23 protein-coding genes and 1 tRNA gene are annotated in these 22,143 nt (G+C 65.7%); 11 read left to right on the forward strand and 13 right to left on the reverse strand.

The features are described from left to right. Nucleotides 1-2: 2 nt before the first annotated feature. The 3 genes from ACV095_RS10030 to ACV095_RS10040 form a co-directional block, all read right to left on the reverse strand. Nucleotides 3-1,067 carry a tRNA (adenine-N1)-methyltransferase gene (locus ACV095_RS10030; RefSeq protein WP_018771122.1) on the reverse strand — a complete coding sequence of 355 codons (1,065 nt, stop codon included), beginning with the start codon at nt 1,065-1,067 and terminating at the stop codon, nt 3-5. A 96-nt stretch (nt 1,068-1,163) separates the two neighbouring features. Continuing rightward, nucleotides 1,164-2,369 carry a site-2 protease family protein gene (locus tag ACV095_RS10035; RefSeq protein ID WP_478223365.1) on the reverse strand — a complete coding sequence of 402 codons (1,206 nt, stop codon included), beginning with the start codon at nt 2,367-2,369 and terminating at the stop codon, nt 1,164-1,166. Beyond that, nucleotides 2,362-3,093: an HAD family hydrolase gene (locus ACV095_RS10040; RefSeq protein ID WP_478223366.1), complete on the reverse strand. Its 732-nt coding sequence runs from the start codon at nt 3,091-3,093 to the stop codon at nt 2,362-2,364. Before ACV095_RS10040 ends, ACV095_RS10035 begins: the two co-directional genes overlap by 8 nt. 151 nt (nt 3,094-3,244) lie before the next feature. On the opposite strand from ACV095_RS10040, the gene ACV095_RS10045 reads away from it, so the two are divergent. Further along, entirely contained in the window at nt 3,245-4,150 is a 906-nt protein-coding gene (locus ACV095_RS10045; RefSeq protein WP_018771125.1) for a PAC2 family protein, read from the forward strand. Nucleotides 4,151-4,226: 76 nt separating this feature from the next. On the opposite strand, the gene mshC is transcribed toward ACV095_RS10045, so the two are convergent. Further along, a complete protein-coding gene (gene mshC, locus ACV095_RS10050) occupies nt 4,227-5,504 on the reverse strand; it encodes a cysteine--1-D-myo-inosityl 2-amino-2-deoxy-alpha-D-glucopyranoside ligase (protein WP_478223367.1) in 1,278 nt (425 codons plus the stop codon). 15 nt (nt 5,505-5,519) lie between these two features. Then, the gene (locus ACV095_RS10055) at nt 5,520-6,353 is read right to left on the reverse strand and encodes an undecaprenyl-diphosphate phosphatase (RefSeq protein ID WP_018771127.1); all 834 of its coding nucleotides are present in this window, start codon (nt 6,351-6,353) and stop codon (nt 5,520-5,522) included. Between the two features lie 51 nt (nt 6,354-6,404). Here ACV095_RS10055 and ACV095_RS10060 point away from each other — a divergent pair, with 51 nt between their 5' ends. Next, a complete protein-coding gene (locus tag ACV095_RS10060) occupies nt 6,405-7,340 on the forward strand; it encodes an aldo/keto reductase (protein ID WP_478223368.1) in 936 nt (311 codons plus the stop codon). An 18-nt stretch (nt 7,341-7,358) separates the two neighbouring features. Here ACV095_RS10060 and ACV095_RS10065 read toward each other — a convergent pair whose 3' ends face one another. After that, nucleotides 7,359-7,625, reverse strand: a complete 267-nt coding sequence (locus tag ACV095_RS10065; RefSeq protein ID WP_018771129.1) for a hypothetical protein — start codon at nt 7,623-7,625, stop codon at nt 7,359-7,361. A 40-nt stretch (nt 7,626-7,665) separates the two neighbouring features. On the opposite strand from ACV095_RS10065, the gene ACV095_RS10070 reads away from it, so the two are divergent. After that, the gene (locus ACV095_RS10070; protein WP_018771130.1) at nt 7,666-7,899 is read left to right on the forward strand and encodes a DUF5703 family protein; all 234 of its coding nucleotides are present in this window, start codon (nt 7,666-7,668) and stop codon (nt 7,897-7,899) included. Between the two features lie 80 nt (nt 7,900-7,979). Here the strand turns inward: ACV095_RS10070 and ACV095_RS10075 are convergent, their stop codons facing one another. Beyond that, on the reverse strand, nt 7,980-9,140 hold the full coding sequence (locus ACV095_RS10075; protein WP_478223369.1) for an acyl-CoA dehydrogenase family protein: 1,161 nt from the start codon (nt 9,138-9,140) through the stop codon (nt 7,980-7,982). 11 nt (nt 9,141-9,151) lie between these two features. Further along, on the reverse strand, nt 9,152-10,456 hold the full coding sequence (locus tag ACV095_RS10080; RefSeq protein WP_478223370.1) for a M20/M25/M40 family metallo-hydrolase: 1,305 nt from the start codon (nt 10,454-10,456) through the stop codon (nt 9,152-9,154). Between the two features lie 169 nt (nt 10,457-10,625). Here ACV095_RS10080 and ACV095_RS10085 point away from each other — a divergent pair. Next, nucleotides 10,626-10,708, forward strand: a tRNA-Leu gene (locus ACV095_RS10085). A gap of 427 nt (nt 10,709-11,135) precedes the next feature. Here the strand turns inward: ACV095_RS10085 and ACV095_RS10090 are convergent. Further along, nucleotides 11,136-11,597 (reverse strand): GatB/YqeY domain-containing protein, encoded by a 462-nt coding sequence (locus tag ACV095_RS10090; RefSeq protein WP_478223371.1) that lies wholly within the window; start codon nt 11,595-11,597, stop codon nt 11,136-11,138. A gap of 298 nt (nt 11,598-11,895) precedes the next feature. Here ACV095_RS10090 and ACV095_RS10095 point away from each other — a divergent pair, with 298 nt between their 5' ends. Beyond that, nucleotides 11,896-13,494 (forward strand): phospholipase D family protein, encoded by a 1,599-nt coding sequence (locus ACV095_RS10095; protein ID WP_478223440.1) that lies wholly within the window; start codon nt 11,896-11,898, stop codon nt 13,492-13,494. A 49-nt stretch (nt 13,495-13,543) separates the two neighbouring features. Continuing rightward, nucleotides 13,544-14,569: an NADPH:quinone reductase gene (locus ACV095_RS10100; RefSeq protein ID WP_478223441.1), complete on the forward strand. Its 1,026-nt coding sequence runs from the start codon at nt 13,544-13,546 to the stop codon at nt 14,567-14,569. 14 nt (nt 14,570-14,583) lie between these two features. On the opposite strand, the gene ACV095_RS10105 is transcribed toward ACV095_RS10100, so the two are convergent. The 4 genes from ACV095_RS10105 to ACV095_RS10120 all read right to left on the reverse strand — a co-directional run bounded on the left by ACV095_RS10105 (nt 14,584) and on the right by ACV095_RS10120 (nt 17,337). Beyond that, the gene (locus tag ACV095_RS10105) at nt 14,584-14,775 is read right to left on the reverse strand and encodes a three-helix bundle dimerization domain-containing protein (RefSeq protein ID WP_018771136.1); all 192 of its coding nucleotides are present in this window, start codon (nt 14,773-14,775) and stop codon (nt 14,584-14,586) included. A 152-nt stretch (nt 14,776-14,927) separates the two neighbouring features. Beyond that, nucleotides 14,928-15,152 carry a hypothetical protein gene (locus ACV095_RS10110; protein WP_018771137.1) on the reverse strand — a complete coding sequence of 75 codons (225 nt, stop codon included), beginning with the start codon at nt 15,150-15,152 and terminating at the stop codon, nt 14,928-14,930. Between the two features lie 74 nt (nt 15,153-15,226). Then, the gene (locus ACV095_RS10115; protein ID WP_478223372.1) at nt 15,227-16,198 is read right to left on the reverse strand and encodes a glycosyltransferase family 9 protein; all 972 of its coding nucleotides are present in this window, start codon (nt 16,196-16,198) and stop codon (nt 15,227-15,229) included. Beyond that, a complete protein-coding gene (locus ACV095_RS10120) occupies nt 16,195-17,337 on the reverse strand; it encodes a glycosyltransferase family 9 protein (RefSeq protein ID WP_478223373.1) in 1,143 nt (380 codons plus the stop codon). Before ACV095_RS10120 ends, ACV095_RS10115 begins: the two co-directional genes overlap by 4 nt. Before the next feature lie 204 nt (nt 17,338-17,541). Between ACV095_RS10120 and ACV095_RS10125 the strand changes: the two genes are divergently transcribed. The 5 genes from ACV095_RS10125 to ACV095_RS10145 all read left to right on the forward strand — a co-directional run bounded on the left by ACV095_RS10125 (nt 17,542) and on the right by ACV095_RS10145 (nt 22,120). Next, complete coding sequence (locus ACV095_RS10125; protein WP_018761323.1) at nt 17,542-17,844, forward strand: DUF4193 domain-containing protein; 303 nt, start codon at nt 17,542-17,544, stop codon at nt 17,842-17,844. A gap of 150 nt (nt 17,845-17,994) precedes the next feature. Continuing rightward, nucleotides 17,995-18,747 (forward strand): M50 family metallopeptidase, encoded by a 753-nt coding sequence (locus ACV095_RS10130; RefSeq protein ID WP_478223374.1) that lies wholly within the window; start codon nt 17,995-17,997, stop codon nt 18,745-18,747. Between the two features lie 20 nt (nt 18,748-18,767). Next, nucleotides 18,768-19,820: a glutathione S-transferase family protein gene (locus tag ACV095_RS10135; protein ID WP_478223375.1), complete on the forward strand. Its 1,053-nt coding sequence runs from the start codon at nt 18,768-18,770 to the stop codon at nt 19,818-19,820. Nucleotides 19,821-19,864: 44 nt separating this feature from the next. Then, nucleotides 19,865-20,974 (forward strand): serine hydrolase domain-containing protein, encoded by a 1,110-nt coding sequence (locus ACV095_RS10140; protein ID WP_478223376.1) that lies wholly within the window; start codon nt 19,865-19,867, stop codon nt 20,972-20,974. A 93-nt stretch (nt 20,975-21,067) separates the two neighbouring features. Then, a complete protein-coding gene (locus ACV095_RS10145; RefSeq protein WP_018771143.1) occupies nt 21,068-22,120 on the forward strand; it encodes an FUSC family protein in 1,053 nt (350 codons plus the stop codon). The last annotated feature ends 23 nt before the right edge of the window (nt 22,121-22,143 follow it).

Consider the following 22,143-nt stretch of genomic DNA (forward strand, 5'->3'; position numbering starts at 1 on the left):
GACTAGTTCGTAACCTCGGGCGTGTCCACCACATTCGTTCCGGCGATGGCGTCCCGGGCTGCCCGCCGCAGCTTCTTGTCTGACACCGCCCGCTCCCCAACAGCACCGGGAGTCCAGGCATTGACATCCTCTTCGTTGAATTCGGTCTTGGACGGCCGCCGCTTGACCGAGATGCCCGTCACACCGTCGGCGAGCCGGCGGGTGACCAGCAGGAACCCGGTGTGGGCCACCATCCGGTGGTCCGGCCGGACCGCGAGACCCTCAAGGTGCCAGCCGCGGACCAGCGATTCCCAGGCGTCAGGTTCAGTGAAGCGGCCGTCGGCGCGGATCGCCTCGGCCGTACGGGAGAGCTGGGTGACCGTGGCTACGTAGTTGATCCAGACGCCGCCGGGCGCAAGCACGGTGGCGACGGCGTCGAGGCATTCCCAGGGCGCCAGCATGTCCAGGACCACGCGGTCCACGGAGCCGGGCTCTTCAGCCTTGACCACTTCCTCCTGGAAGTCGCCGAGCGAGATCTGCCATGCAGGATGCGGGCCGCCGAAGATGGTCTCCACGTTTCCCCGGGCGATGTCCGCAAACTCTTCACGCCGCTCGAAGGAGTGCAGGTAGCCGTTGTCCCCCACGGCGCGGAGCAGGGAGATGGACAAGGCACCGGAGCCGACGCCGGCCTCCACCACGCGGGCCCCGGGGAAGATATCCGCCATGGTCACGATCTGGCCGGCGTCCTTGGGATAGACCACGGCGGCGCCGCGCGGCATGGACAGCACGAAGTCGGACAGCAGCGGGCGCAGGGTCTGGTACTGCTGGCCGACGTTGTTCACCACAACGGAGCCGTCCACCTTGCCGATGATCTCATCGTGGTTCAGGAAGCCCCGGTGCGTATGGAAGGCGCCACCGCGTTCAAGCGTGATGGTATTCATGCGGCCACGTTCGTCGGTGAGCTGGACACGCTCGCCTTCCCTGAAGGGGCCGCGGCGACGGGCGGCTCCCACCGGCTGCGAGCCGCTGGCGGCAGCACCGGCTTGCGCTGCTCCGGTGGCGTCGTTGACGGCAGTTTCGCTGCTCATGATGTTCCTCGCTCCTGTAAACCTTTTGTGCCGCGGCCAAAGTGCCCACGGATATTGTGGCCCCTGGCGGCGGCAATGCACGACCGGCAGGTAACTCTACCGGTTCTGGCCCTGCGGGTGCCTATCGGTGCGCTGGCGCCTCCCTGTGATGGCCGCGAGGACAACGTCCTGGGTGAGCAGCCCGGTGACTTTGCCATTGTGGTCCACCACTGCGTAGTGCCGTCCCTCAACCTGCGAAAGAAACTGGATCAGCTCCTGCCCCTTGGACCACTCGGGAACATAGGCTCCCGCAGCCAAGGGAAACGAAATGGCGGTGACTGGCGTCGAATCGGCTGCGGCGTCGGGCACCGAGGCCAATGCGCCGGGGTCCACCACACCCTGCGGCCGGCCGTCCGGTCCGCACACCACCACGGACTTCGTTCCTTCTGCCGCCAGGCGGAGGGCGTCACGGACAGTGCCCGAGGCAGGCACCCCAACGGCCGGCGTCGACAATCCCGCTGCGCTGACCAGCGGCAGCCGTGCCCGCAGCGTGCCCTGCTGGATGGAAGCCGAGGCACCCATCCACAGGAAGCCGCCCACCAGGATGGTGATCATCAGGAGGCTGAAGTCCGGCTGGTCGCCGGCGAGGTAGGGGCGAAGGAGGAACCAGTAAGCGATCGCCAGGACGATGATGCGCCCACCCCAGCCGGCTGCCACGGTTCCTTTCGCCTGGCTCCCGGTGGCCTTCCACACGATGGATTCGACAATGCGCCCACCGTCCAGCGGCAAGCCCGGCAGGACATTGAAGACGGCGATGAGGAAGTTGGCCCACATGAAGATGTTCGTCAGGATCTCGGCGACACTTCCCAGGCTGTTGGTGCCCAGGACCAGCCAGGCTCCGCCGGCGAGGACAAAATTGGCCGCCGGTCCGGCCAACGCCACCAGGACGGACCGGCCGGGGGAAGACGTGAAGCTCTCGAACTGGGTGTGCCCGCCCCAGAGGTTGAGGACGATCTTCTGGGTGGGCCATCCGTAGATTTTCGCCGTGAGGGCGTGCGCGAGTTCATGGACCAGCACCGAGAGCAGGAGCAGGACGGCGTAGGCGAAGGCCACAAGATAGGCGCTCATGCCCAGCATGGGGTTGTTCCGCGCCAACACGGGCCCGTACGCGATGACGGTGAAGGCCGCGATCACAAACCAGGAGTAAGCAAGCACGACAGGAACGCCGGCAATGCGTCCCAGCGGGATGCCGTCACGGCGTCGTCCCGTGGTGCCCGGCGGGATGCCCGGTTCGGTGTCCCGCTGAGTGCCTGGATCAGCCACGGGAGTCACCAGCGGCGGTGGCGGCCGGCACCGTTGCCTGCGCCCCGGGGAGCAGGGCTTCAAGCTCCACCAGGCCGCGGCCGGCCAGGGAGTCCCAGACTGCGTAGCTGCCGTCGTCGGGCAGTGGAACGATGTGCGGGACAGCCACCGTGGCGACGCCGGAGGCTACGGCCGCGGCCACGCCCGGTACGGAATCCTCGAGGGCAACGCAGTGGTGGATTCCGAGATCAGGATCGCTTTCCTGGAGCAGTTCGACGGCGGTCAGGTAGGCCTCGGGGTGCGGTTTGCCCTGGGTCACGGTGTCACCCGTGACCAGGACTTCAAAGTAGGGGCGGGGAAGGCTGGCCACCACTTGGCGGGCCAGCGGCCCCTCGGACATGGTGACCAGGGCGCAGCGCACGCCTGCCAGGTGCAGTTCTTCGAGGAGTTCCCGGGCGCCTGGGCGCCATGGCACCTGCTGCTGGACGCTGCTGATGACCTGGGCGGTCAGGGCGTCGATGATCTCGCGGATTTCCAGCTCGACGCCTGCCTGCTGGAGCAGGCCGGCGGAGAACGTCAGTGACTGGCCCACCAGTTGCATGGCCTGATCGTGGCTCCAGGTGCCGCCATGGGCCTCCACCAGGGCACGCTCCGCGGCAATCCAGTATGGCTCGGTGTCCACGATGGTTCCGTCCATGTCCCATAGGACAGCTTTGAGCGGGGAACCGGTGGCAGGAAATCGCATGACGCCAGTCTACGGGGCGTGGCTGGGCGGCGGCTGTGGGCTACGCCCTTGGCGAATATGACGCAGGCGGGGTGCCCTTTGCGCCGGTTATCGGCGATTTGCGGCGCTTCATTCCATGCACGAGTGCGCACCTTGGACGTAGGGTGAAGAAATGAATAGCTTCGAGGGAGACACCGCCGAACAAGGTGCCGGACCCGAGCGGGAACGGTTCCTGCAGCCGGTGGCTGACGGACAGCGCGTAACCGTAATGCTTGCCGCCTTTGAAGGGTGGAACGACGCCGGAGAAGCGGCCAGCGATTCGCTGCGGTACCTGAACAAGTTGTGGGGTGGCAAGAAAGTCGCATCCATTGATGCGGACGAGTACTACGACTTCCAGTTCACGCGCCCCACGGTCCGCAGGAACTCTGCCGGTGAACGCAAGATCAAATGGCCTTCCACCAGGATCTACAAAGCCTCGGCGCCCAACTCCAACGTGGACGTCATCTTTGTGCAGGGAACCGAGCCGTCCTATAAATGGCGCGCTTACACCGCGGAGTTGCTGGTCCATGCAGAGGCTTTGAAAGTGGACTACGTGGTGCTGGTGGGTGCACTGCTGGCGGATGTTCCGCACAGCCGCCCGATTCCGGTCAGCACGTCGTCCGATGACGCCCAGCTGCGGGAACGCATGAACCTGGAAGCCTCGCAGTACGAAGGCCCGGTGGGGATCGTGGGGGTCCTGTCCGAGGTGGCACTGCTGGCCGGGCTCCCCACCGTATCGTTGTGGGCCGCGGTGCCGCACTACGTGGCACAGGCCCCCTCCCCCAAAGCCCAGCTTGCCCTGCTGCACCGCATCGAGGAACTGCTGCAGGTGCCGCTGGACACCCACGAGCTGGCGGAGGAGGCGGACGCCTGGGAGCGCGGCGTCGACGAGCTGGCCACCGAGGACCCGGAAATTGCTGCCTACGTCCGGCAGCTGGAGGAAGCCAAGGACACCGCCGACCTTCCTGAGGCCAGCGGCGAGTCCATTGCCCGCGAATTTGAGCGGTACCTGAAGCGGCGGGGCCAGGACCGGCCCTGACATTAAAAGGGACAGGGCCGGGCCGGGAGGAATCCCGTGCCCGGCCCCTGTCTGTTTGCTGACGTGGAGCCGAAGCCTAGAGCCGGATGCCAAGAAGGGCGTCCACCGCGTCCCTGACCAGGCTGCTGTCGGCGGGGCTGGCGGCAGCACCGCCGTCGTTCGCTGAACGTGCCCAGCGCGAGACTGCGGCGACTGCGGCGGGCGCGTTGAGGTCCGCTGCCAGCGCCGCCCGCATGTCGGCCAGCAGTTCGCGGCCCGAACCTTCCGGGGCGTGGTCGAGGGCCTTCCGCCACGCTGCAAGGTCTGCCTTGGCAGCGGTGAAGCCTTCACCCGTCCAGGACCAGTCGGAACGGTAGTGGTGGGCCAGGATGGCAAGGCGGATTGCTGCCGGGTCTTCACCGGCGGCGCGAAGCCTGGAGACCAGCACCAGGTTGCCCTTGGACTTGCTCATCTTCTCCCCGTCGAGCCCCACCATGCCGGCGTGTGCGTAGTGCCGGGCAAGCGGTACCCCGGCCAACGAGTATGCATGGCCGGCACCCATCTCATGGTGCGGGAAGATGAGGTCCGAACCGCCTCCCTGCACCGTGAAGGGCGAGGGCAGGTATTTTTGGGCGATCACTGTACATTCGATGTGCCAGCCGGGCCTGCCCGCGCCCAGGCTTCCACCGGGCCAGCTTGGCTCGCCGGGCCGTTCCACCCGCCACAGCAGCGGATCAAGGGCCTGCCGCTTCCCGGCGCGGCCCGGGTCTCCGCCGCGTTCGGCAAAAAGCTCCAGCATGGTGCTTTCGCCGAGGTGGGAGATGCATCCCAGGGACCAGGCATCAGGTGCCGTTGACTGCTTGCCGGCCGCTTCGACGTCGTAATAGACATCCCCGTCGGGTTCCCCGTTGCTGCCGGGAACCTGGTAGGCCAGTCCCAGGCTGACCAGCCGCTCCACCTCGGGGACGATGAGGCCAATCGACTCCACGGCGCCAACGTAATGGTCCGGCGCCAGGACATTCAGCGCCTCCATGTCCGTCTGGAAAAGTTCAACCTGCTCCGCCGCGAGGTCCTGCCAGTCGACTCCGGTGGCAGTGGCGCGTTCCAGCAGGGGATCATCCACGTCCGTGACGTTCTGCACGTAGGAGACCTCGCTGCCGGCGTCCCGCCACGCGCGGTTCAGCAGGTCAAAGGCCACATAACTGGCGGCGTGGCCCATGTGGGTTGCGTCGTAGGGAGTGATGCCGCAGACGTACATGGACGGCCGTGCTTCCGGTTCCAGCGCCACTTCGCGGCCTGCCGCGGTATCGAACAGCCGGATGGCGGGCATGTTTCCGGGCAGGGCAGGAACGGGGCGGGAAGTCCAGGATTTCACAAGCCAAGCCTAGTCCTAGGCGCTGATGACGCCGAAACCGAGCAGGAGGTACAGGGCCAGTCCCAGGAAGATCCGGTACCAGACAAAGAGCCGGTAGCTGCGCGTGGATACGAACTTCAGGAACCAGCCGATGATGACATAGCCCACCACCAGGGCGATCACGGTGGCAAGGGCAGTTTCCGGCAGGCCGAACGGGCCGGAGATGCCTTCCTTGGTCACCACCTTGTAGAGCTGGTACAACCCGCTGCCGAAGACCGCGGGGATGGCGAGCAGGAAGGAGTACCGTGCGGCGGCTTCGCGCGTGTAGCCCATCAGCAGGCCCGCGGTAATGGTGCCTCCGGAGCGGGAGACGCCGGGAATCAGTGCCAGGGCCTGGGCCAGCCCATAGAGGATGCCGTGCTTGTAGGTCAGGTGCGCCAGGTCTCGTTTCTGGGCCCCCACGGCGTCGGCCACGGCGAGGAAGAGCCCGAAGACGATCAGCATGGTGGCCACGATCCACATGCTGCGCAGTACCGATTCGATCTGGTCCTGGAAGAGCAGGCCCAGCACGATGATGGGCAGGCTGCCCAGGATCACCAGCCAGCCCATGCGGACGTCGGGATCCTGCCGCGGCACCTTGCCGGTGAGGGACCCGGCCCAGGCTTTGACGATCCGGACGATGTCGCGCCAGAAGAAGATCAGCACGGCGGTCTCCGTGCCGAGCTGGGTGATGGCCGTAAAGGCCGCCCCCGGGTCCTCCGCGTTGGGAAGGAACTCCCCCACGATCCGCAGGTGTGCGCTCGATGAAATAGGTAGAAATTCGGTCAGTCCCTGCACAAGGCCCAGCAGGGCCGCTTCAAACCAGTTCACGCTAAGACCCTACGGCATGGCGGTGGTGCATCTGCCCGTAAGCTTGCTGCTATGCAGCAGCGTTACGTCGGCAACAGTGGATTGCGAGTTTCCGCCCTCTCCCTGGGCACCCGGTCCTGGGGTGGGGAAACTGACGAACAGGACGCGTCCGAGTTGCTGCGTACCTTCCTTGATGCGGGCGGGCGGCACGTGGACACATCGGCGTCGTATGCGGGCGGGGGCTCGGAGGCCATCCTTGGCTCACTCCTGGGTGATGTGGTGTCCCGCACCGAAATTTCCATCTCCACCAAGGCAGGGATGACGACGCCGGACGGGCGCCGCGCGGTGGACACGTCACGCAATGCGATGCTCACCGGACTTGATGCGAGCCTGGCCAGGTTGGGCACGGAATATGTGGACCTCTGGTTTGCTGAGGCCTGGGACGGCAACGTTCCCCTCGATGAAACGCTGGCTGCGCTGGAATTTGCGGTACGCACCGGCCGGGCGCGGTACGCCGGAATTTCGAACTTCAGGGGCTGGCAGGCTGCGAAGGCCGCAGCCACCAGCAGTGTGCCCCTGGTTGCCGTCCAGGCGGAATATTCATTCCTTCAGCGGACGGCGGAGGCGGAACTGATCCCCGCCGCCGAGGATGCCGGGCTTGGGCTGATGGCGTGGGCTCCGCTGGGCCGCGGCGTCCTCACCGGGAAGTATCGCGGCGGCATCCCCGCCGGGTCACGCGGGGCGTCGGCCAGCGAATCGGCCTACGTGGAGCCTTACCTGGAGGAGAAGCCGTCGCGCATCGTGGATGCGGTATGCATGGCGGCCAACGGCCTGGGCCGGACTCCCCAGGACGTCTCACTGTCATGGCTGCTGTCACAGCAGGGAGTTGCCACCGCCATTGTCGGCGCCCGCACGCCGGTGCAGTTGAAGGAACTCCTGGCCGTCCAGCCCGCACCGCTGCCACCGCAGATTGCGCGGGCTTTGGAGGATGTCTCCGCCGCTTTCTGATGTCCTGCCCCGGCGCGGCTATTCCTCGACGATTTCCAGGTCCTCGTCCTCGTCCACGTCGGCTTCCTCGTCCTCTTCATCCTCGTCGTCAAAGACCTGCAACGGGGTGACCTCGTTGTAGGCCTCGTACAGCGCGTCCTCGTAAACTTCGAAGGCATCGGCCACTGCGAAAAAAGCTGCCTCAACGGAGGGGTCACCGTCCCCGCGGCGGTTCGATGCTGCTATAAGGTGTTCTTCCAAAGCGGTGGTCAGGGACGAAAGCGCGACACGCGGATCGATGCTCATGACTTCACGTTAGCCGGAAAAGGACGAAAATGGAGAGCAAATGAAGGAACAATTTCTCACCAGCTCGGTCCAGCGGGAACGGGATTATTTGCGGCAGTACGAGTACCTCGTGCTGACCGTCAGCCCTGATGATTCCCTGCCGGAGGCACGCCGCCGCCTGGTGGAACACTCCGAATACGGCAAGTGGGAACTGGAACGCAGCAAGCTGTACGTGGGCGGCGGCAGGCGCTTTTGGCTGCGGCGCCGGGTGATGCAGGTCCAGCGGACCGTTTAGGAGTCGTGTGGTCCAGCGGACCGTTTAGGAGTCGTGTGGTCCAGCGGACCGTTTAGGAGTCGTGTGGTCCAGCGGACCGTTTAGTCCTCAAGCGGGCCCAGCCAGGCGTTGGCCACCGTGTTGTGGGCAGACTCGTCGTCGGAGGGGTGGAACATGCCGGCAAGCACGTCGCGGTAGAGCCGTTCCAGTTCCGAACCCCTTAAGTAGCTCGATCCCCCGCTGACGCGGATGGCCAGGTCCACAACGCGCCGCGCCGTTTCGGTGGCATTCACTTTCAGACCCACCAGTTTGGGGAACCACTGGTTCCCGTGGTCGGCCAGGGCATCGACGTCGGCGGTGACAGCCCTGAGCTGTGGGTAGAGGTTGTCCATGGCCATGGCTGCCTCAGCAACTTTCCAGCGGATGTCAGGGTCCTGCACGTAGCTGCGTCCGCCGTTCTTGAAAGACGTGCGGCGCTTTACAGTTTCTACACCCACGTGCAGCGCCCGTTCGCCCAATCCGGTGTAGACGGCGGCCAGGAGGCTTTCGAAGCACGCGAAAATCGCGAATACCAGCGGGTCGGCGTTGGGACCCACGGGCAGCTTGCGGAAGATCCGGTCCGGCGGAACGGTCGCACCATCAAGGACAGTGGTGGCGGACTGGCTTGCGCGCATGCCCAGGGTGTCCCAGTCGTCCAGGATCCGGTAGCCGGCCGTTTCACGGTTGATGAACCCGTGGACGAGTTCCCCGGCACCGTCCCGGGCTGCGGCGTCCTTTCCGAAAATCCCCAGCCGGGTCCACGCCGGCGAGAGGCTGGTGAAGATCTTGGTCCCGGTGAACGAGTAGCTTCCGTCCGGATAAGGTGTGGCCGCGGTCCTTGAGTCGAAGAGGACTGAGTCGTTGCCGGCCTCCGAGTTGCCGAACGCGAAGACCTCGCCCTGCGCCGCTTCCTTGAGCACGAAGGCCAGGGAGTGGTCGCCGCGGGCTGCGAGGACGTGCGCGACGCCGGTCCACACCAGGTGCATATTGACGGCAAGCGCGGTGGCAGGGGCCGCCGTTGCCAGCCTGCGCTGGCACTGCGCTGCCGCCTCGAGCCCAAGCCCCGCGCCGCCGTCGGGTACTGGAACGAAAAGCTTCAGGTACCCTGCAGCCGCAAGCTCCTGCAGGTCCTCGTGGAAGAAGGCGTTGTCCCGGTCGTATCCTGCGGCGCGGCCGCGGATGCGTTCCAGGAGCCCGTCCGGCAGCAGGTCCTCTGGAGTCACGGCAGGTCCCCTCAGTAGTTGGTGAGCAGGGTGTTCAGCACCCGGGCACCGAACTTGAGGGAGTCCGCCGGCACACGTTCGTCCACGCCATGGAACATGCCGGTGAAGTCCAGGTCCTCGGGGAGCATCAGGGGCGCGAAGCCGTAGCCGGTAATGCCCAGCCGGCTGAGCGACTTGTTGTCCGTGCCGCCGGACAGTGTGTAGGGCAGCACTTTTGCACCGGGGTCCTCCTTGTGGAGGGCATCAATCATCGAGTCCACCAGGTTGCCGGCGAACGGGACCTCCAGCGAGACGTCGTTGTGGACGTAGCTGACGTCCACTCCACTGCCGGCGAGTTCGCGCACGATTTCGAGGACCTGCTGCTCCTGGCCCGGCAGCGTACGGCAGTCAACCAGGGCCTCGGCAGACTCGGGGATGACGTTGTGCTTGTAACCACCCTTGAGGAGCGTGGGGTTGGTGGTGTTCTGCAAGGTGGCGCCGACGAACCGGGCCACGGTGCCAAGCTGGTTGAGCAAAAGCTCCGGGTTGTCGGCGTCGAACTCCACGCCGGTGAGTTCGGTCACTCCATCAAGGAACTGGCGGGTGGTGGGCGTGAGTTCAATGGGCCACTTGTATTCGCCGATGCGGGTTACGGCGGCGGCGAGGCGCGTGACAGCGTTGTCCGTGTTGATCTGCGAGCCGTGGCCGGCCCGGCCGTGGGCCACCAGCCGCAGCCACGAGATGCCCTTCTCCGCCGTCTGCAGCAAGTAGGTCCGCTGGCCGCCGATTGTTGCCGAGAAGCCACCCACCTCCGAAATGGCCTCCGTGGCGCCCTCGAAAAGTTCCGGGCGGTTGTCCACGGCATAACGTGCGCCGTAGACGCCGCCGGCTTCCTCGTCAGCGAAGAACGCGAAGATGATGTCCCGTTTGGGTTTCCTGCCCTCCCGGGCGAAACCCCGCAGCACAGAAAGAATCATGGCGTCCATGTCCTTCATGTCGACGGCGCCGCGGCCCCAGATCAGGCCATCCTTCAGTTCCGCGCCGAAGGGGTCCACAGACCACTGGTCACGCAGGGCGGGGACCACGTCCAGGTGGCCGTGGACCACCAGGGCGCTGGCGGAAGGGTCCTCCCCTGCCATCCTGGTCACGACGTTGGCGCGGCCAGGGGCGGATTCGAAGATCTCCGCCTCCAGGCCCACTTCCTCGATAAGGCCTGCCGCATACTCTGCTGCCGCCCGCTCCCCAGGTCCTGACCCGTCGCCGTAGTTGGAGGTGTCGATCCGGATGAGTTCCTGGCAGATCCGGACAACTTCATCCTCGGGCAGGACGTCAGGCATTGGTGGCTCCTTGGTAGGGAATGACTGGTTGGCACGAGCTGAATCGCTGTCCTCAGCCTACCTACTTGGCTCGATTCGTTGTTCCCGGAAAGTCATGTTAGAGTTTTTCTCGCTGCTTCGGAGAGGCGCGAAACGCTGAAAAGCGCACACGCTTCCCGGAATACCACCTGCGCGGGTGGCGGAATGGCAGACGCGCTAGCTTGAGGTGCTAGTCCTCGAAAGGGGGTGGGGGTTCAAGTCCCCCTCCGCGCACAAGAGTGGTGAGTAGAGTCACCACCGTAAACACCCTGGTCTTCGGACCGGGGTGTTTTTCTTTGCCCTGTTTCCGGGCCGGAGCTTCGGGCCGAAGGCGTTTGCCGCACTGACCGCGCAGGGGCGTTCCGGAAGTTATAACCGCGGCGGCTACTGCGTGCCAGTCTTGAGCGAAACTTGCGGCCAACGTGGGCTGTCATTTAGGAACGGGTTTTACCGTTAAGGACAAGATCCTGCCGCTGGGGCAGGGTCTTAGACATGGGGACAGGGCCGGCGGCCATGGCATCTCTGAGACCGGATGCCGCCCCCCAACCGCCGCCGGCCCATACCCCCTGCAGGGCGTCAGGCGCGCGCTGTAACCCAACGCGGCGCCCGATGACTTTCCAGGGACGGCAGGCCGTTCGGGGAAACGCCCAGGGGAATGCCATCACGCCAAACGGGCCTTCACGATCTCGCCGATGGCCTTGCCGTCGAAGCGGCCGCCGATTTTGGGGGTTACTAATTTCATCACTGTGCCCATGGAGCGCATCGTCAGTTCGGTTCCGTCCGCCTTCAGGCCGGCGATAACCTCGTCCACTATGGCTTCGGCTTCCTGGCGGGTCAGCGCTTTGGGCAGGTAGGCCTCAATGACCTCAGCCTCGGCGATCTCTGCCTGCGCCCGGTCATCGTGACCGGCCGCCGAATACGTGGCGGCGGTGTCCCGGCGCTTGGCCGCTTCCTTTTGCAGCAGCGCCGTGACCTGCAGGTCGTCGAGCTCGACCGGCGTTTTGCCGGACTTCTCCCGCGTTTCGATTTCGCCCAGGACGTTGCGCACAGTGGTCAGGCCCAGCTTGTTGCCGGCCTTCATGTGGACGATGACATCGCCCTTCAGTTTTTCCTTCAGTGACATGGACCTGACTCATTCCTTCGTTGGTTATGGAGCTGGTTGGTGATTGAGCTGTAGGTACGGCGTGGCTCTTGGAGCAGCCTTATCCCGCCCTGCGCATGGCGCCGGTGCTTGCCGCCGCCGAGTGGACTGCAGCAGGGAGGATCTTGCCCAAGCCTATTCCCGACGTGGCAGTGGAGCGTTGCTGGTTTCAATCTGTCTGGAGCCGTCTGCACGGGGCGGAGGTAAACGCACGGGCGTAGGTTAGTTTGGAAACGCAGTGGCCTGCCCCGGGCCCCGGAAGGAGCGCCACGTGGACAGCATGGTTGGCAAGTGGTTTCTGAATCAGGCTGAGCGGGGAAACCCTGCCTCCGACGTCCAAGGGGCTGGTACGGAATCCGGCCCCTGGTCTGAAGGAAACCTGGTACGTCCCCTGATTCATGGAGCAACATACTTCTCCAGGCTGCATGAGGAGCTGTCTGCGCTGCAGGCGGGAGACCAGGTATGGTTCACCGACTGGCGTGGCGATGCCGATGAGCAGTTGGAGGCGAACGGTACGACCATTGGCGCGAAGCTCGCCGGGCTGGCCCGGTCCGGCGTGGAGGTACGGGGCCTCGTCTGGAGATCCCATGGTGAGCGCGTGTCGGCCCCTATCAGTGGCCGCTCCAACGAACTTCTCAGCCGGAAGATCAACGACTCCGGCGGGGAGGCACTGTTGGATCAGCGCGTCCGCCTCTTCGGCTCGCACCATCAGAAACTGGTGGTCATCCGCCGGCGTACCGATCCTTCCCTCGATGTGGCGTTCGTGGGGGGACTGGACCTCTCACACAGCCGCCGTGATGACGCCGGCCATGCGGGAGACCCCCAGGCAGTGGAGATGGATTCCCGTTACGGGCAGAGGCCCCCATGGCACGACGCCGCACTTGAGCTGCGCGGCCCGGTCGTTGCAGATGTGCTGGCCGTATTCGCTGAACGGTGGAACGATCCCCACCCGCTGGACCGGCGGACCCCGTACCGGATGCTGTTGCAGCGCCTGGCCCGGATGCCCAGGCACCCCAAGCCGCTCCCCGAGTCCGCTCCTCCCCCACCTCCGGCAGGCCCGCACGCCGTGCAGCTGCTGCGCACTTACGGCCTGAAGCATCCGCCATTCCCCTTCGCCCCACACGGAGAACGGACCATAGCGAAGGCTTATGCAAAGGCGTTCGCCCAGGCCCGTTCGCTCATCTACATCGAGGACCAGTATCTGTGGTCAACAGAGGTGGCAGCGGGGATCGCAGCCGCCCTGCAACACAACCCCGGGCTGAACGTGATCATCGTGGTTCCCAGGTACCCCGACACTGATGGCTTTCTCAGTGGACCGCCCAAGCGCTTGGGGCAACTGCGCGCCATCGGCATGCTCCGCCGGGCCGCGCCGGACAGGGTGGGCATATTCGACCTGGAAAACAGCCAGGGAACCCCGATTTACGTCCACGCCAAGATCTGCATCATCGACGACACCTGGTTCACCTGCGGATCAGACAACTTGAACCGGCGCTCCTGGACCACTGACAGTGAGCTCACCTGCGCCGTGATGGACGCATCCGCCGACGGCATGCTGCCTGCAGGCTCCGGCACCCTGCCCACCCGGCCACTCGCCACGGAGCTGAGGCTCCAGCTCTGGGCCGAACACCTGGGCCTGGAGCTGGACGACCCACAGCTCCAGGCCACCACCGCAGGACTGGAGCTGTGGAACAGCACCGCCGATGCCCTGGACCAGTGGCACCGGGCCGGCCGCAGTACGCCCCGACCGCCAGGGCAGGTGCGCCACCATGCCACGCAACCCGTCCGGCCACTCCATCGCCTCTGGGCGGATCCGGTCTACCGCTTCATCGTCGATCCGGACGGCCGCCCCCGGGGTCTCCGCGGCACGGACCGCTTCTAGCGGTTAGGTTGGAGCGGTAAGGGATGAGCATCCGGACATGGGAGAAGACGTGAAGGCAATCGTGTACCAGGCAACGGGTCCCTCCTCGGTGCTGCAGCTCCAGGACAGGCCATTGACGGAGCCAGGTCCCGGTGAGGTCCGGGTCCGGCTGGTGGTGTCCGGCGTGAACCCCACGGACTGGAAGTCTCGTGCCGGAACGGGTGGCAGGAAACTGGACGTCACCAAGGTTCCCAACCAGGACGGAGCCGGCGTTATCGACCAAGTGGGCGCAGAGGTGGCGGGTTTCAGCCACGGCGACCGTGTCTGGCTCTGGGACGTGGCGTGGGGCAGCAACGAAGGTACGGCGCAGGAGTACGTCGTGGTGCCGGCCCACAAAGTTGTGGCACTTCCCGACGCCGAATCCTTTGACACCGGCGCCTCGCTCGGGATTCCGGCCCTCACGGCCCACCGTGCCCTGACATCGAATGAGGACGGTCCGGCCACGCTCTCGCCCGGCGCCCTGGCGGGTCGAACCGTGCTGGTCACCGGCGGTGCAGGCGCCGTGGGCCATGCTGCCATCCAGCTGGCGCGGTGGGCCGGTGCTACCGTCATCACAACCGTCAGCGGAGAACGGAAAGCCGAACTCGCCCGCCGCGCAGGCGCCGGGACGGTCATCAACTATCGGAAGGACGACGTCGTCCGCGCCGTTCAGGAGGCAGCGCCCGGTGGGGTGGACATCATCGTGGACGTCAACGCGCCGGCGAACATCGATGCCGACCTGCACGTTCTCAAGCCTGGCGGGACCATCTCGATTTACGCGGCCAACCCCGGAGAATCGCTCACGGTTCCGATCCGCGAAAGCATGACCAAGAACGTCCGCTACCAATTCATCCTCACCTACACGGTCACGGACGGGCAGAAAGAGAAGGCAGTAGCCGGCGTTGCCGAGGCACTCGCAGCAGGTGCCCTTCGGGTAGGCGAGGAACATGGGCTGCCTCTTACCCGGTTCACCCTTGAGGACACTGCGGCGGCCCACGATGCCGTGGAGCAGGGAACCATCGGAAAAGTGCTTATCGACGTCGCGCCGGCACCCTGAAAAGCCCCTGCGCCTTACCTGGCCAGGCGGTCCCTGGCAGCATGTTCAACCAGGACCGGTACGAACGCGCGGACCCTGCCTGCATCCAGCAGGCTGTGCTCCTGCTGCACCACATCCTCGATGCGTTCGCGGGGCAGTGCGGGAAACCTTGCCGCAAGCCGGTCCACCACGTCAGTCAGTGCCCGCAACTCTTCGCTTACTCCCATCGGGAAAGTGTCAGGGTTCCGAAGAAGCCCGTCAAGACTTGACTGGCAGGCAGCAGCGCAACACCGTCAACGGACGACGGCGGGCGCCAGGCCGGGTGCGGTATGCCGGCCGGGTGCTCCACGCCGATGCACCCGGGCACGTCCCGCCGTCGTCAATGCGGGTGCAGCCTACGCGAGTGCCGGTCCCGTCCTTGGGGATGGGAACCCGCCGCGACGGGGCGATACTCGATCCGCCGCTTCTCCGTCCGGAGGTCGCGCCGTTCCTGCCGGCGCGCCTTCCTTTCGGGGCGGTCAATGGCAGACAGGATGGTCAGCGCCACGATGACCCACAACAACGCCGTCCCCAACACCAAGGCAATTTCCAGCTCAGTGCTCATGCACACAATTTTAGGCCCCCGGGACCCAAGCCGACCCCTGCAGACCCACACTATGGGTCGCAAATCCGCAGCGCTTACAGCAGGCCCAGCTCCCTGACCGCAGCCATGACGTCGGGCACCTGGATTGCCAGCAGCGCGGGGTCCGGCTGCGCCGCGAACGTGTCCCCGCGCCGCAGCTCCGTGCGGGTCAGGACCACATGGGGCCCAGGGGGCGGACCCCAGATTTCGGGTGGGGCCGGACCAAAAAGCACCACGGAAGGAGTGCCGTAAGCGGATGCCAGGTGGGCGGCGCCCGTGTCGGCGGAAACCACCAGGCGTGCGGCGGCGATGGTGGCCGCGAACTCTCCGAGGCCCAGGACGCCGGCCAAGACGGTGGTCCCCGGGAGCCCCGCAAGGCGGCACACTTCGTCAGCGCGTTCCCTCTCCCCTGCGCCGCCGGTGAAAACCACCTGGTGGCCGGCTTCCGCGAGGGCCGCTGCCACCGCCGCGAAGCGGTCCGCCGGCCACAGCCTGCTGCCATAGGCGGCCCCGACATGCAGGACTGTCGCACCGGGGACGGGGCTGGGGACGTGCGGCGTATTCAGCTTTACGTCCAGTGGATCCGCCTCGATGCCATGCCACTCCAGGAGCTTTACCCAGCGTTCGCGTTCGTGCAGTTCCGGCCGCCACGGCGGGCCGTCCCGGTGGGCGCTTCGGTGGCCAACCGTATGCCTGGCTTTCAGCGCCTCAATCCTTCCCTGGCTCTCCGGGCCGCTGCCGTGCAGGTTGACGGCAACGTCCACTACGCCGGGTTCCATCGCCAGCGGCTCGTCCAGCCCATGCGTAGGGAACAGCTCATAACCGCCCACCAGCCCCAAAGCTTCTGCCAGCCATCCCTGCGCCGCATAGCGCAGCCGGTGTTCGGGAAACGCCCGCCGGATACCCTTCAGGGCAGGTACGGCCACCAGCAGGTCGCCAAGCTTCAGGGCGCGCAGGACCAGTAATTCCGGTTTGCCGTCAGCGGGAAGCGGATCGGTGGCAACGCCCGCCGTCCCGGTGCCGCTCATGCGTCCTGCTTTGCGTAGGCCGTGGCGGTGAGGCTGCGGACATCCTCGTACACCTCCGGCACCCCGATGCCCGCTACCGCAGAATCGTCATGGGCGCAGCGGGGTGCCGTCCAGCCAACCTGGGTCACGTCTATCCCGCACGTGGGGCATGCTGTCACCCAGGAGGCATGCACGCGGTGCAGGCTCCTGCCCAGCGCTCCGGCGTTGATCACGTTCCCGGCCCAAAAGATGCCGACCGTGGGAACGCCCAGGGCCTGGGCAAGGTGCCGTGGACCGCTGTCGTTTGCCACCACAACGCCGGCTTCCGCCAGCAGGGCCACAAGCCCTGCCATGTCCAGTGCGCCGGCTGCGGAATCGACGGCCGCCGATCCGGCCCGGGCCGCGATCGCCTCCGCGAGGTCCTGCTCGCTGCTGTCACCGATAATGACCACCCGCGAGCCGTCCGCTGCGCAGGCAGCGGCAAGTTCGGCGAACTTGTCAGCAGGCCAACGACGGCGGGGGTCGGTGGCGCCGGGATGGATCACCACCAGCGGCTGGCCGGCGGCGCCGTCTAGGGCTTCGTGTGCGGCTCCCCCGCCGGCGGGCGCCAGCCGGGCTTCGAGATCGACCGGGAAGGCACCAGCGAACCCGGCCACTTCCAAAGCCCTGAGTGGTTCGTGCTGGTAGTAAAGGTAGGGGACGGTGCGCTCGAGGCTGGCTGCATCGGCAGTCCGTGTCCCGACGGTATGACGGGCGCCGAGCCTTAGCAGGAAGGGGTTTGAATAGCGGCCGCCGCCATGAAGCTGGACAGCCAGGTCGAAGGTGCGGCCCCGCATGTCCGTAAAGAAACGGTCCAGTTCAGCTGCCTCTTCCTGCCCAGGCCTGACTCCTTCGGCGAAAGGCAGGACCACCACCTCATCCACGGGGCTTTTCACCGCCTCCAGCAGCGCCTTGTGGATTGGTGTTCCCAGCAACGTGATGGTTGATCCCGGATAAGCCACCTTCAGTGCTGCCATGGCCGGGATGGCGAAAATCAGGTCGCCCAATCCTCCGCCGCGCAGGATGACAATCCTGGACACGTCGGTGAACTTCTCCAGCACAGGACCGACGCCCACGCCGATTTGTCCTGCACCGCCGAACTCTGCGGTGAGTTGTTCCACACACTGCCCCTTCCGTCATGCAGGGGGACCAGTACCCTGTCCCCCCACTGCCCACGCGGCCGCAATGCGCTCCTGGAACGTGCGGCTGCTCCTTAGGACCTTTACCCAATAGGCGGCGGATTCACGCTCACTGTTGGGGAATACCCTCCCGATGCTGTACGTTTCATACCCGACAGCCAATCAAAGAAAAGAGAAGCACCTAAAGTGGCAACCGATTACGATGAACTGCGTTCCGACGTGAAGGAATCGCAGGACAACTCACTCGAGCAGCTCCAGTCAGCAAATGCTCCCGACGCCCGCAGTGTTGTGCAGGAGTTGGACGAGGCTGACGGACTGGACGGCGCCGGCGTCCCTGGCGGCGAATTCGTCGCTGAGGAGCTCGTAGTCCAGGTCATCCCGCAGGCTGAGGATGAGTTCACCTGCTATTCCTGCTTCCTGGTCCGCCACCGGTCCCAGATCGCCCGTCAAAAAGACGGCCACAGCTACTGCACTGAGTGCGAAGGCTAGTCGGGAACCTTTCGGGCAGCGATTCGCACGTCCCACCAACGCCGAAGGCACGCCGCAACGGGCGTGCCTTTCGACTTTAAGCCTTCGCCCAGCTGGGGTGCGTAGCGTTGGAGTAGGACATTTACGACGCCAACCGGCAGCCAGGAGGCAATGTTGGACAGCTCCGCGAGCTTGTGGAACACCTTCAGTGCGGCGTTCGCGCAGGCAAACGTACCCAACGTCACCTGGATCGAGATGCTGTTGTCCGTGGCGGCAGCCGTCGGTCTGTCCATACCCCGCCGCAGCTGGCGCTACTTCGGGCTCCTCGCTACCACCACCCATGAGCTGGGTCACGCGTTCGCGGCCTTGACGTCCGGTCAGCGGCTGTCGGGAATCCGCCTCAGGCTTGACCATTCCGGAACCACCACCACTTACAGCAGGAGCCGGCTTGCAGCAGCATGGTCCTGCTTCTGGGGATATCCGGTACCGGCTATGGTCGGTGCCGCTTTCGTCTGCTGCGGCCTTGGCGGGTGGGGCCCGGCTGCCATGGCCGTGAGCCTGTTGGTCCTGGCCGCGTCGCTGATCTTCCTCCGCAACCTTGCCGGTTTCATCATCACTGCCGCCGCCATCGCCGGCGCGGCTGCCCTTACCTTCCTTGCACCGGCGCCAGTCGTGGGGCATGTGGCCGTCATCTTCGGTCTTGCACTCCTGGTGGCTGCTGTGCGTGACCTGCTCAAACTCACGAACGTCCACATCCGGCGTCGCGGAAGCCTTGGCAGCTCCGACGCCTACCTTCTGTACCGCGCCACCTCCGTCCCCTCCGGAGTCTGGATTGCTTTGTTCACCCTCCTGGTTGCCGGAGCGTGGCTGGTTGCCTGGCAGCCCGTCTCGGCGATCCTGGCGGAAGGTGCCTGGATCGGTTAGCCGGCACATAGGCTTGTGGCATGAGCCAGGAAACGCACAGCACCCGTGGAGCCTATGTGACCGGCGGCACGGAGTTCACCCGGGACACCAATTACATCGAGGACCGGATCACCAGGGATGCCTCCCCAGGCAGCAAGGGCGAACCGGGGTGGCCGGTGGAAGCCGGGCGCTACCGCCTCATCGCCGCCCGTGCCTGCCCGTGGGCAAACCGCACCGTCGTTGTCCGCAGGCTGCTGGGCCTGGAAGAAGCGATTTCCCTGGGCCAGCCCGGCCCTACCCACGACGCTCGCTCCTGGACGTTCGACCTGGATCCCGGCGGAGTGGACCCCGTCCTCGGCATAGAGCGCCTCCAGGGGGCCTACTTCAAACGGTTCCCCGGCTATCCGCGGGGAATTACCGTACCTGCCATCGTGGATGTACGCAGCGGTGAAGTCGTGACCAACAACTTCCCCCAGATCACCCTCGACTTCTCGACCGAGTGGACGGAGTTCCACCGGGCAGGAGCGCCGCTGCTCTACCCTGGACACCTCCGCGACGAAATCGACCAGGTAAACAAGCGCGTCTTCACGGAGGTCAACAACGGCGTCTACCGCTGCGGTTTCGCGGGTTCCCAGGAAGCCTATGAATCAGCTTACGACCGGCTGTGGACTGCGCTGGACTGGCTTGAAGACCGCCTGTCCCGGCAGCGCTATCTGGTGGGCGACACCATCACCGAGGCGGATGTGCGCCTGTTCACCACGCTTGCCAGGTTCGACCCCGTGTACCACGGCCACTTCAAGTGCAACCGGCAGAAACTCAGTGAGATGCCGCATCTGTGGGGCTATGCACGGGACCTGTTCCAGACGCCGGGTTTCGGGGACACTATCGACTTCGTGCAAATCAAGCAGCACTACTACATCGTGCACGAGGACATTAATCCCACGGGCATTGTTCCGGCCGGTCCGGACCTGGGCGGTTGGCTGCAGGACCACGGCAGGGAATCGCTGGGGGGCCGGCCGTTTGGAGACGGCACGCCGCCCGGGCCGGTCCGGCCAGGCGAAGAGGTTGCGCCGGGACACGGCGCGTTGCGCTAAGCAAACCTCGGGCAGGAAATCGCTTTCCTGCCTACACTGAGGGCATGCAGACATCTCTTGGTTCCGTGGCACCAGGGTACGAAAACGTCCTGGCCCTGTTTGAGTCGTTCCTCGCTGAGGACTCCCGGTACAGCGCACAACTCGCCTGCTACCACAACGGGATGCCGGTGGTGCGCCTGACGGGCGGCCCCGACATGGCTTCGGAAACCGTGACCGGGGCCTATTCCTGCTCCAAGGGCGTTGCCGCCATGGTCATCGCCCTGATGGTCCAGGATGGCGTCCTTGACCTGGATAGGGCAATGGTCCATTACTGGCCGGAATTCGGTGGCCACGGAAAGGACAGGCTGCTGGTCCGGGAAGCGCTGTCGCATCAGGCAGGACTGATGGGCGTTGAGGGGGGATTCCGCCTGGATGAATTCACCACGTCCGCGGCCGCGGCGCGCCTTGCCGCTGCCGCTCCCGCCTGGGAGCCCGGGCGGCAGTTCGGCTACCACGCCCTGACCATCGGAATCCTTATGGAGGAGTTGTGCCGCCGCGTCGCGGGCGAGTCGCTGCAGGCCATCTACGACCGCAGGATCCGGCAGCCGCAGGACGTGGATTTCTTCCTGGGGCTCCCGGAGGAGCTGGAGCCACGGTACAGGGACGTCCTCTATGAAGAAGATCCCGGCCAGGGCTGGGTTGATCCACTCAGCCTCGAAGGCATGAACAGCAATGCGCCGGTCAGCACCGTCATGGAACTGCCGAACATCCGCGCCGTCCGGGCGGCCGGAATGTCCGCCGCCGGCGGTGTGGGCTCCGCTGAGGGCCTGGCGCGGTTGTACGCCGCTGCGACCACAGGCGTCGACGGGGACAAACCGTTCCTGGCGGCCCGGACGGTGGAGGCCATGACCCGGGAACAGGTGTGGGGCCTGGACCGCTCTTCCGGCCTGGACAACGCGTTTGCGGTCGTCTTCATGAAGCCCCACCCTTCCCGGAACTTTGGCAGCCACCGGGCCTTTGGACACGAGGGTGCCAACGCGGCGCTCGGTTTTGCGGATCCGGCCTACGGGCTTGGCTTTGGCTACATTCCACGCCGCCAGGAGGAGGGCCGGACGCCGGGAAGGGCGCATCGCCTGGCCGCCGAAGTGCGGCGTTCCGCAGCCGGCTTGTCCTGACGGGCGCCCGGCCCTACTGTGGTCCGGATGGGCAACACTCAAGCACGACCGGATGCACGGTGGGCTCGGGGGACCCAACTTCTCAAACAATCGGTGGCGGGGCTCTCCGCTGCCTTTGCGGCGCAGCGCCTGCAGTTGGCTGCCAAAGCCGCGCTTGCCGCGGGCCTGGCGTTCGCCATCGCTCCGCTAATGCCGGGCGCGGCCTCGCACTATGCGTACTATGCGCCGCTGGGGGCCCTGGTGGCCATGTACCACAACGTCGCGGGCTCAGTGAAGCAGGGGGCGCAGGCCCTCGCCGGGCTGGCAATGGGAATCGGCCTTGCTTTCATTCTGGTCAGCCTTGCCCAACCCTCCCCGTTGACGGTGGCCCTGTTCATGGGGGTCGGCGTGCTCCTGGGCGGCTTGCCGGGTATCGGTTCGGGCCGTGACTGGATTCCGACGGCGGCCCTGCTGGTCCTGCTGGTGGGCGGAAGCAACGCGGACGATTTCTCCTTTGGCTACCTGGTCCAGATGGGTGCGGGCGTGGGCGTGGGGATCGCAGTCAATTTTCTGATCTTCCCGCCGCTGCACTTTGATGCAGCGGCTTCAAGCCTCGATGATCTTCGCCTCGCCCTTGGGCGGCAACTTACGGACATGGGGGCGGCGATTACCGAGAAGTGGCCTCCGGAGCACGAGGACTGGGCGCGCCGGTCGGACGAACTGGCCGAAGCAGCTCGATCGGTGCGGCATCTGGTCAAGGAAGCCGATGCCAGCCGCCGCGCCAATCCCAGGCGGAAGCTGCACCCCAGGGACGTGGACAGGGACTACCGCGACCTGCGGGAACTGGAGCGGGTCACTTTCCACATCCAGGACATGACGGACGTGCTCTCGGACGTCATCTGGGAAAGCGACGCCCCCTACGATATCCCCCTGCAGGACAGTGAACCGCTTGCTGCCGCCATCACGGCCACCGGAGAGCTGCTGGCGTCCTACAGCGAAGCTGACGAACAGACCCAGAAACACCGCTTCGCCGCCGCGAAAGAGGCGGTGGACGCCTGCATGGCGGCCGCTGCAGGCAGGGAGGCAACCCAAGGCACCGTCCCTGCCTCCGAATCGGTCCTCCTCAGCCTCCACCGGATCCTGCGGGCAGTCCGCCCGCAGGACTAGTCCTGGCGCCGGGAACCGGGCTG

Source organism: Arthrobacter sp. JDC6, from assembly GCF_056484025.1.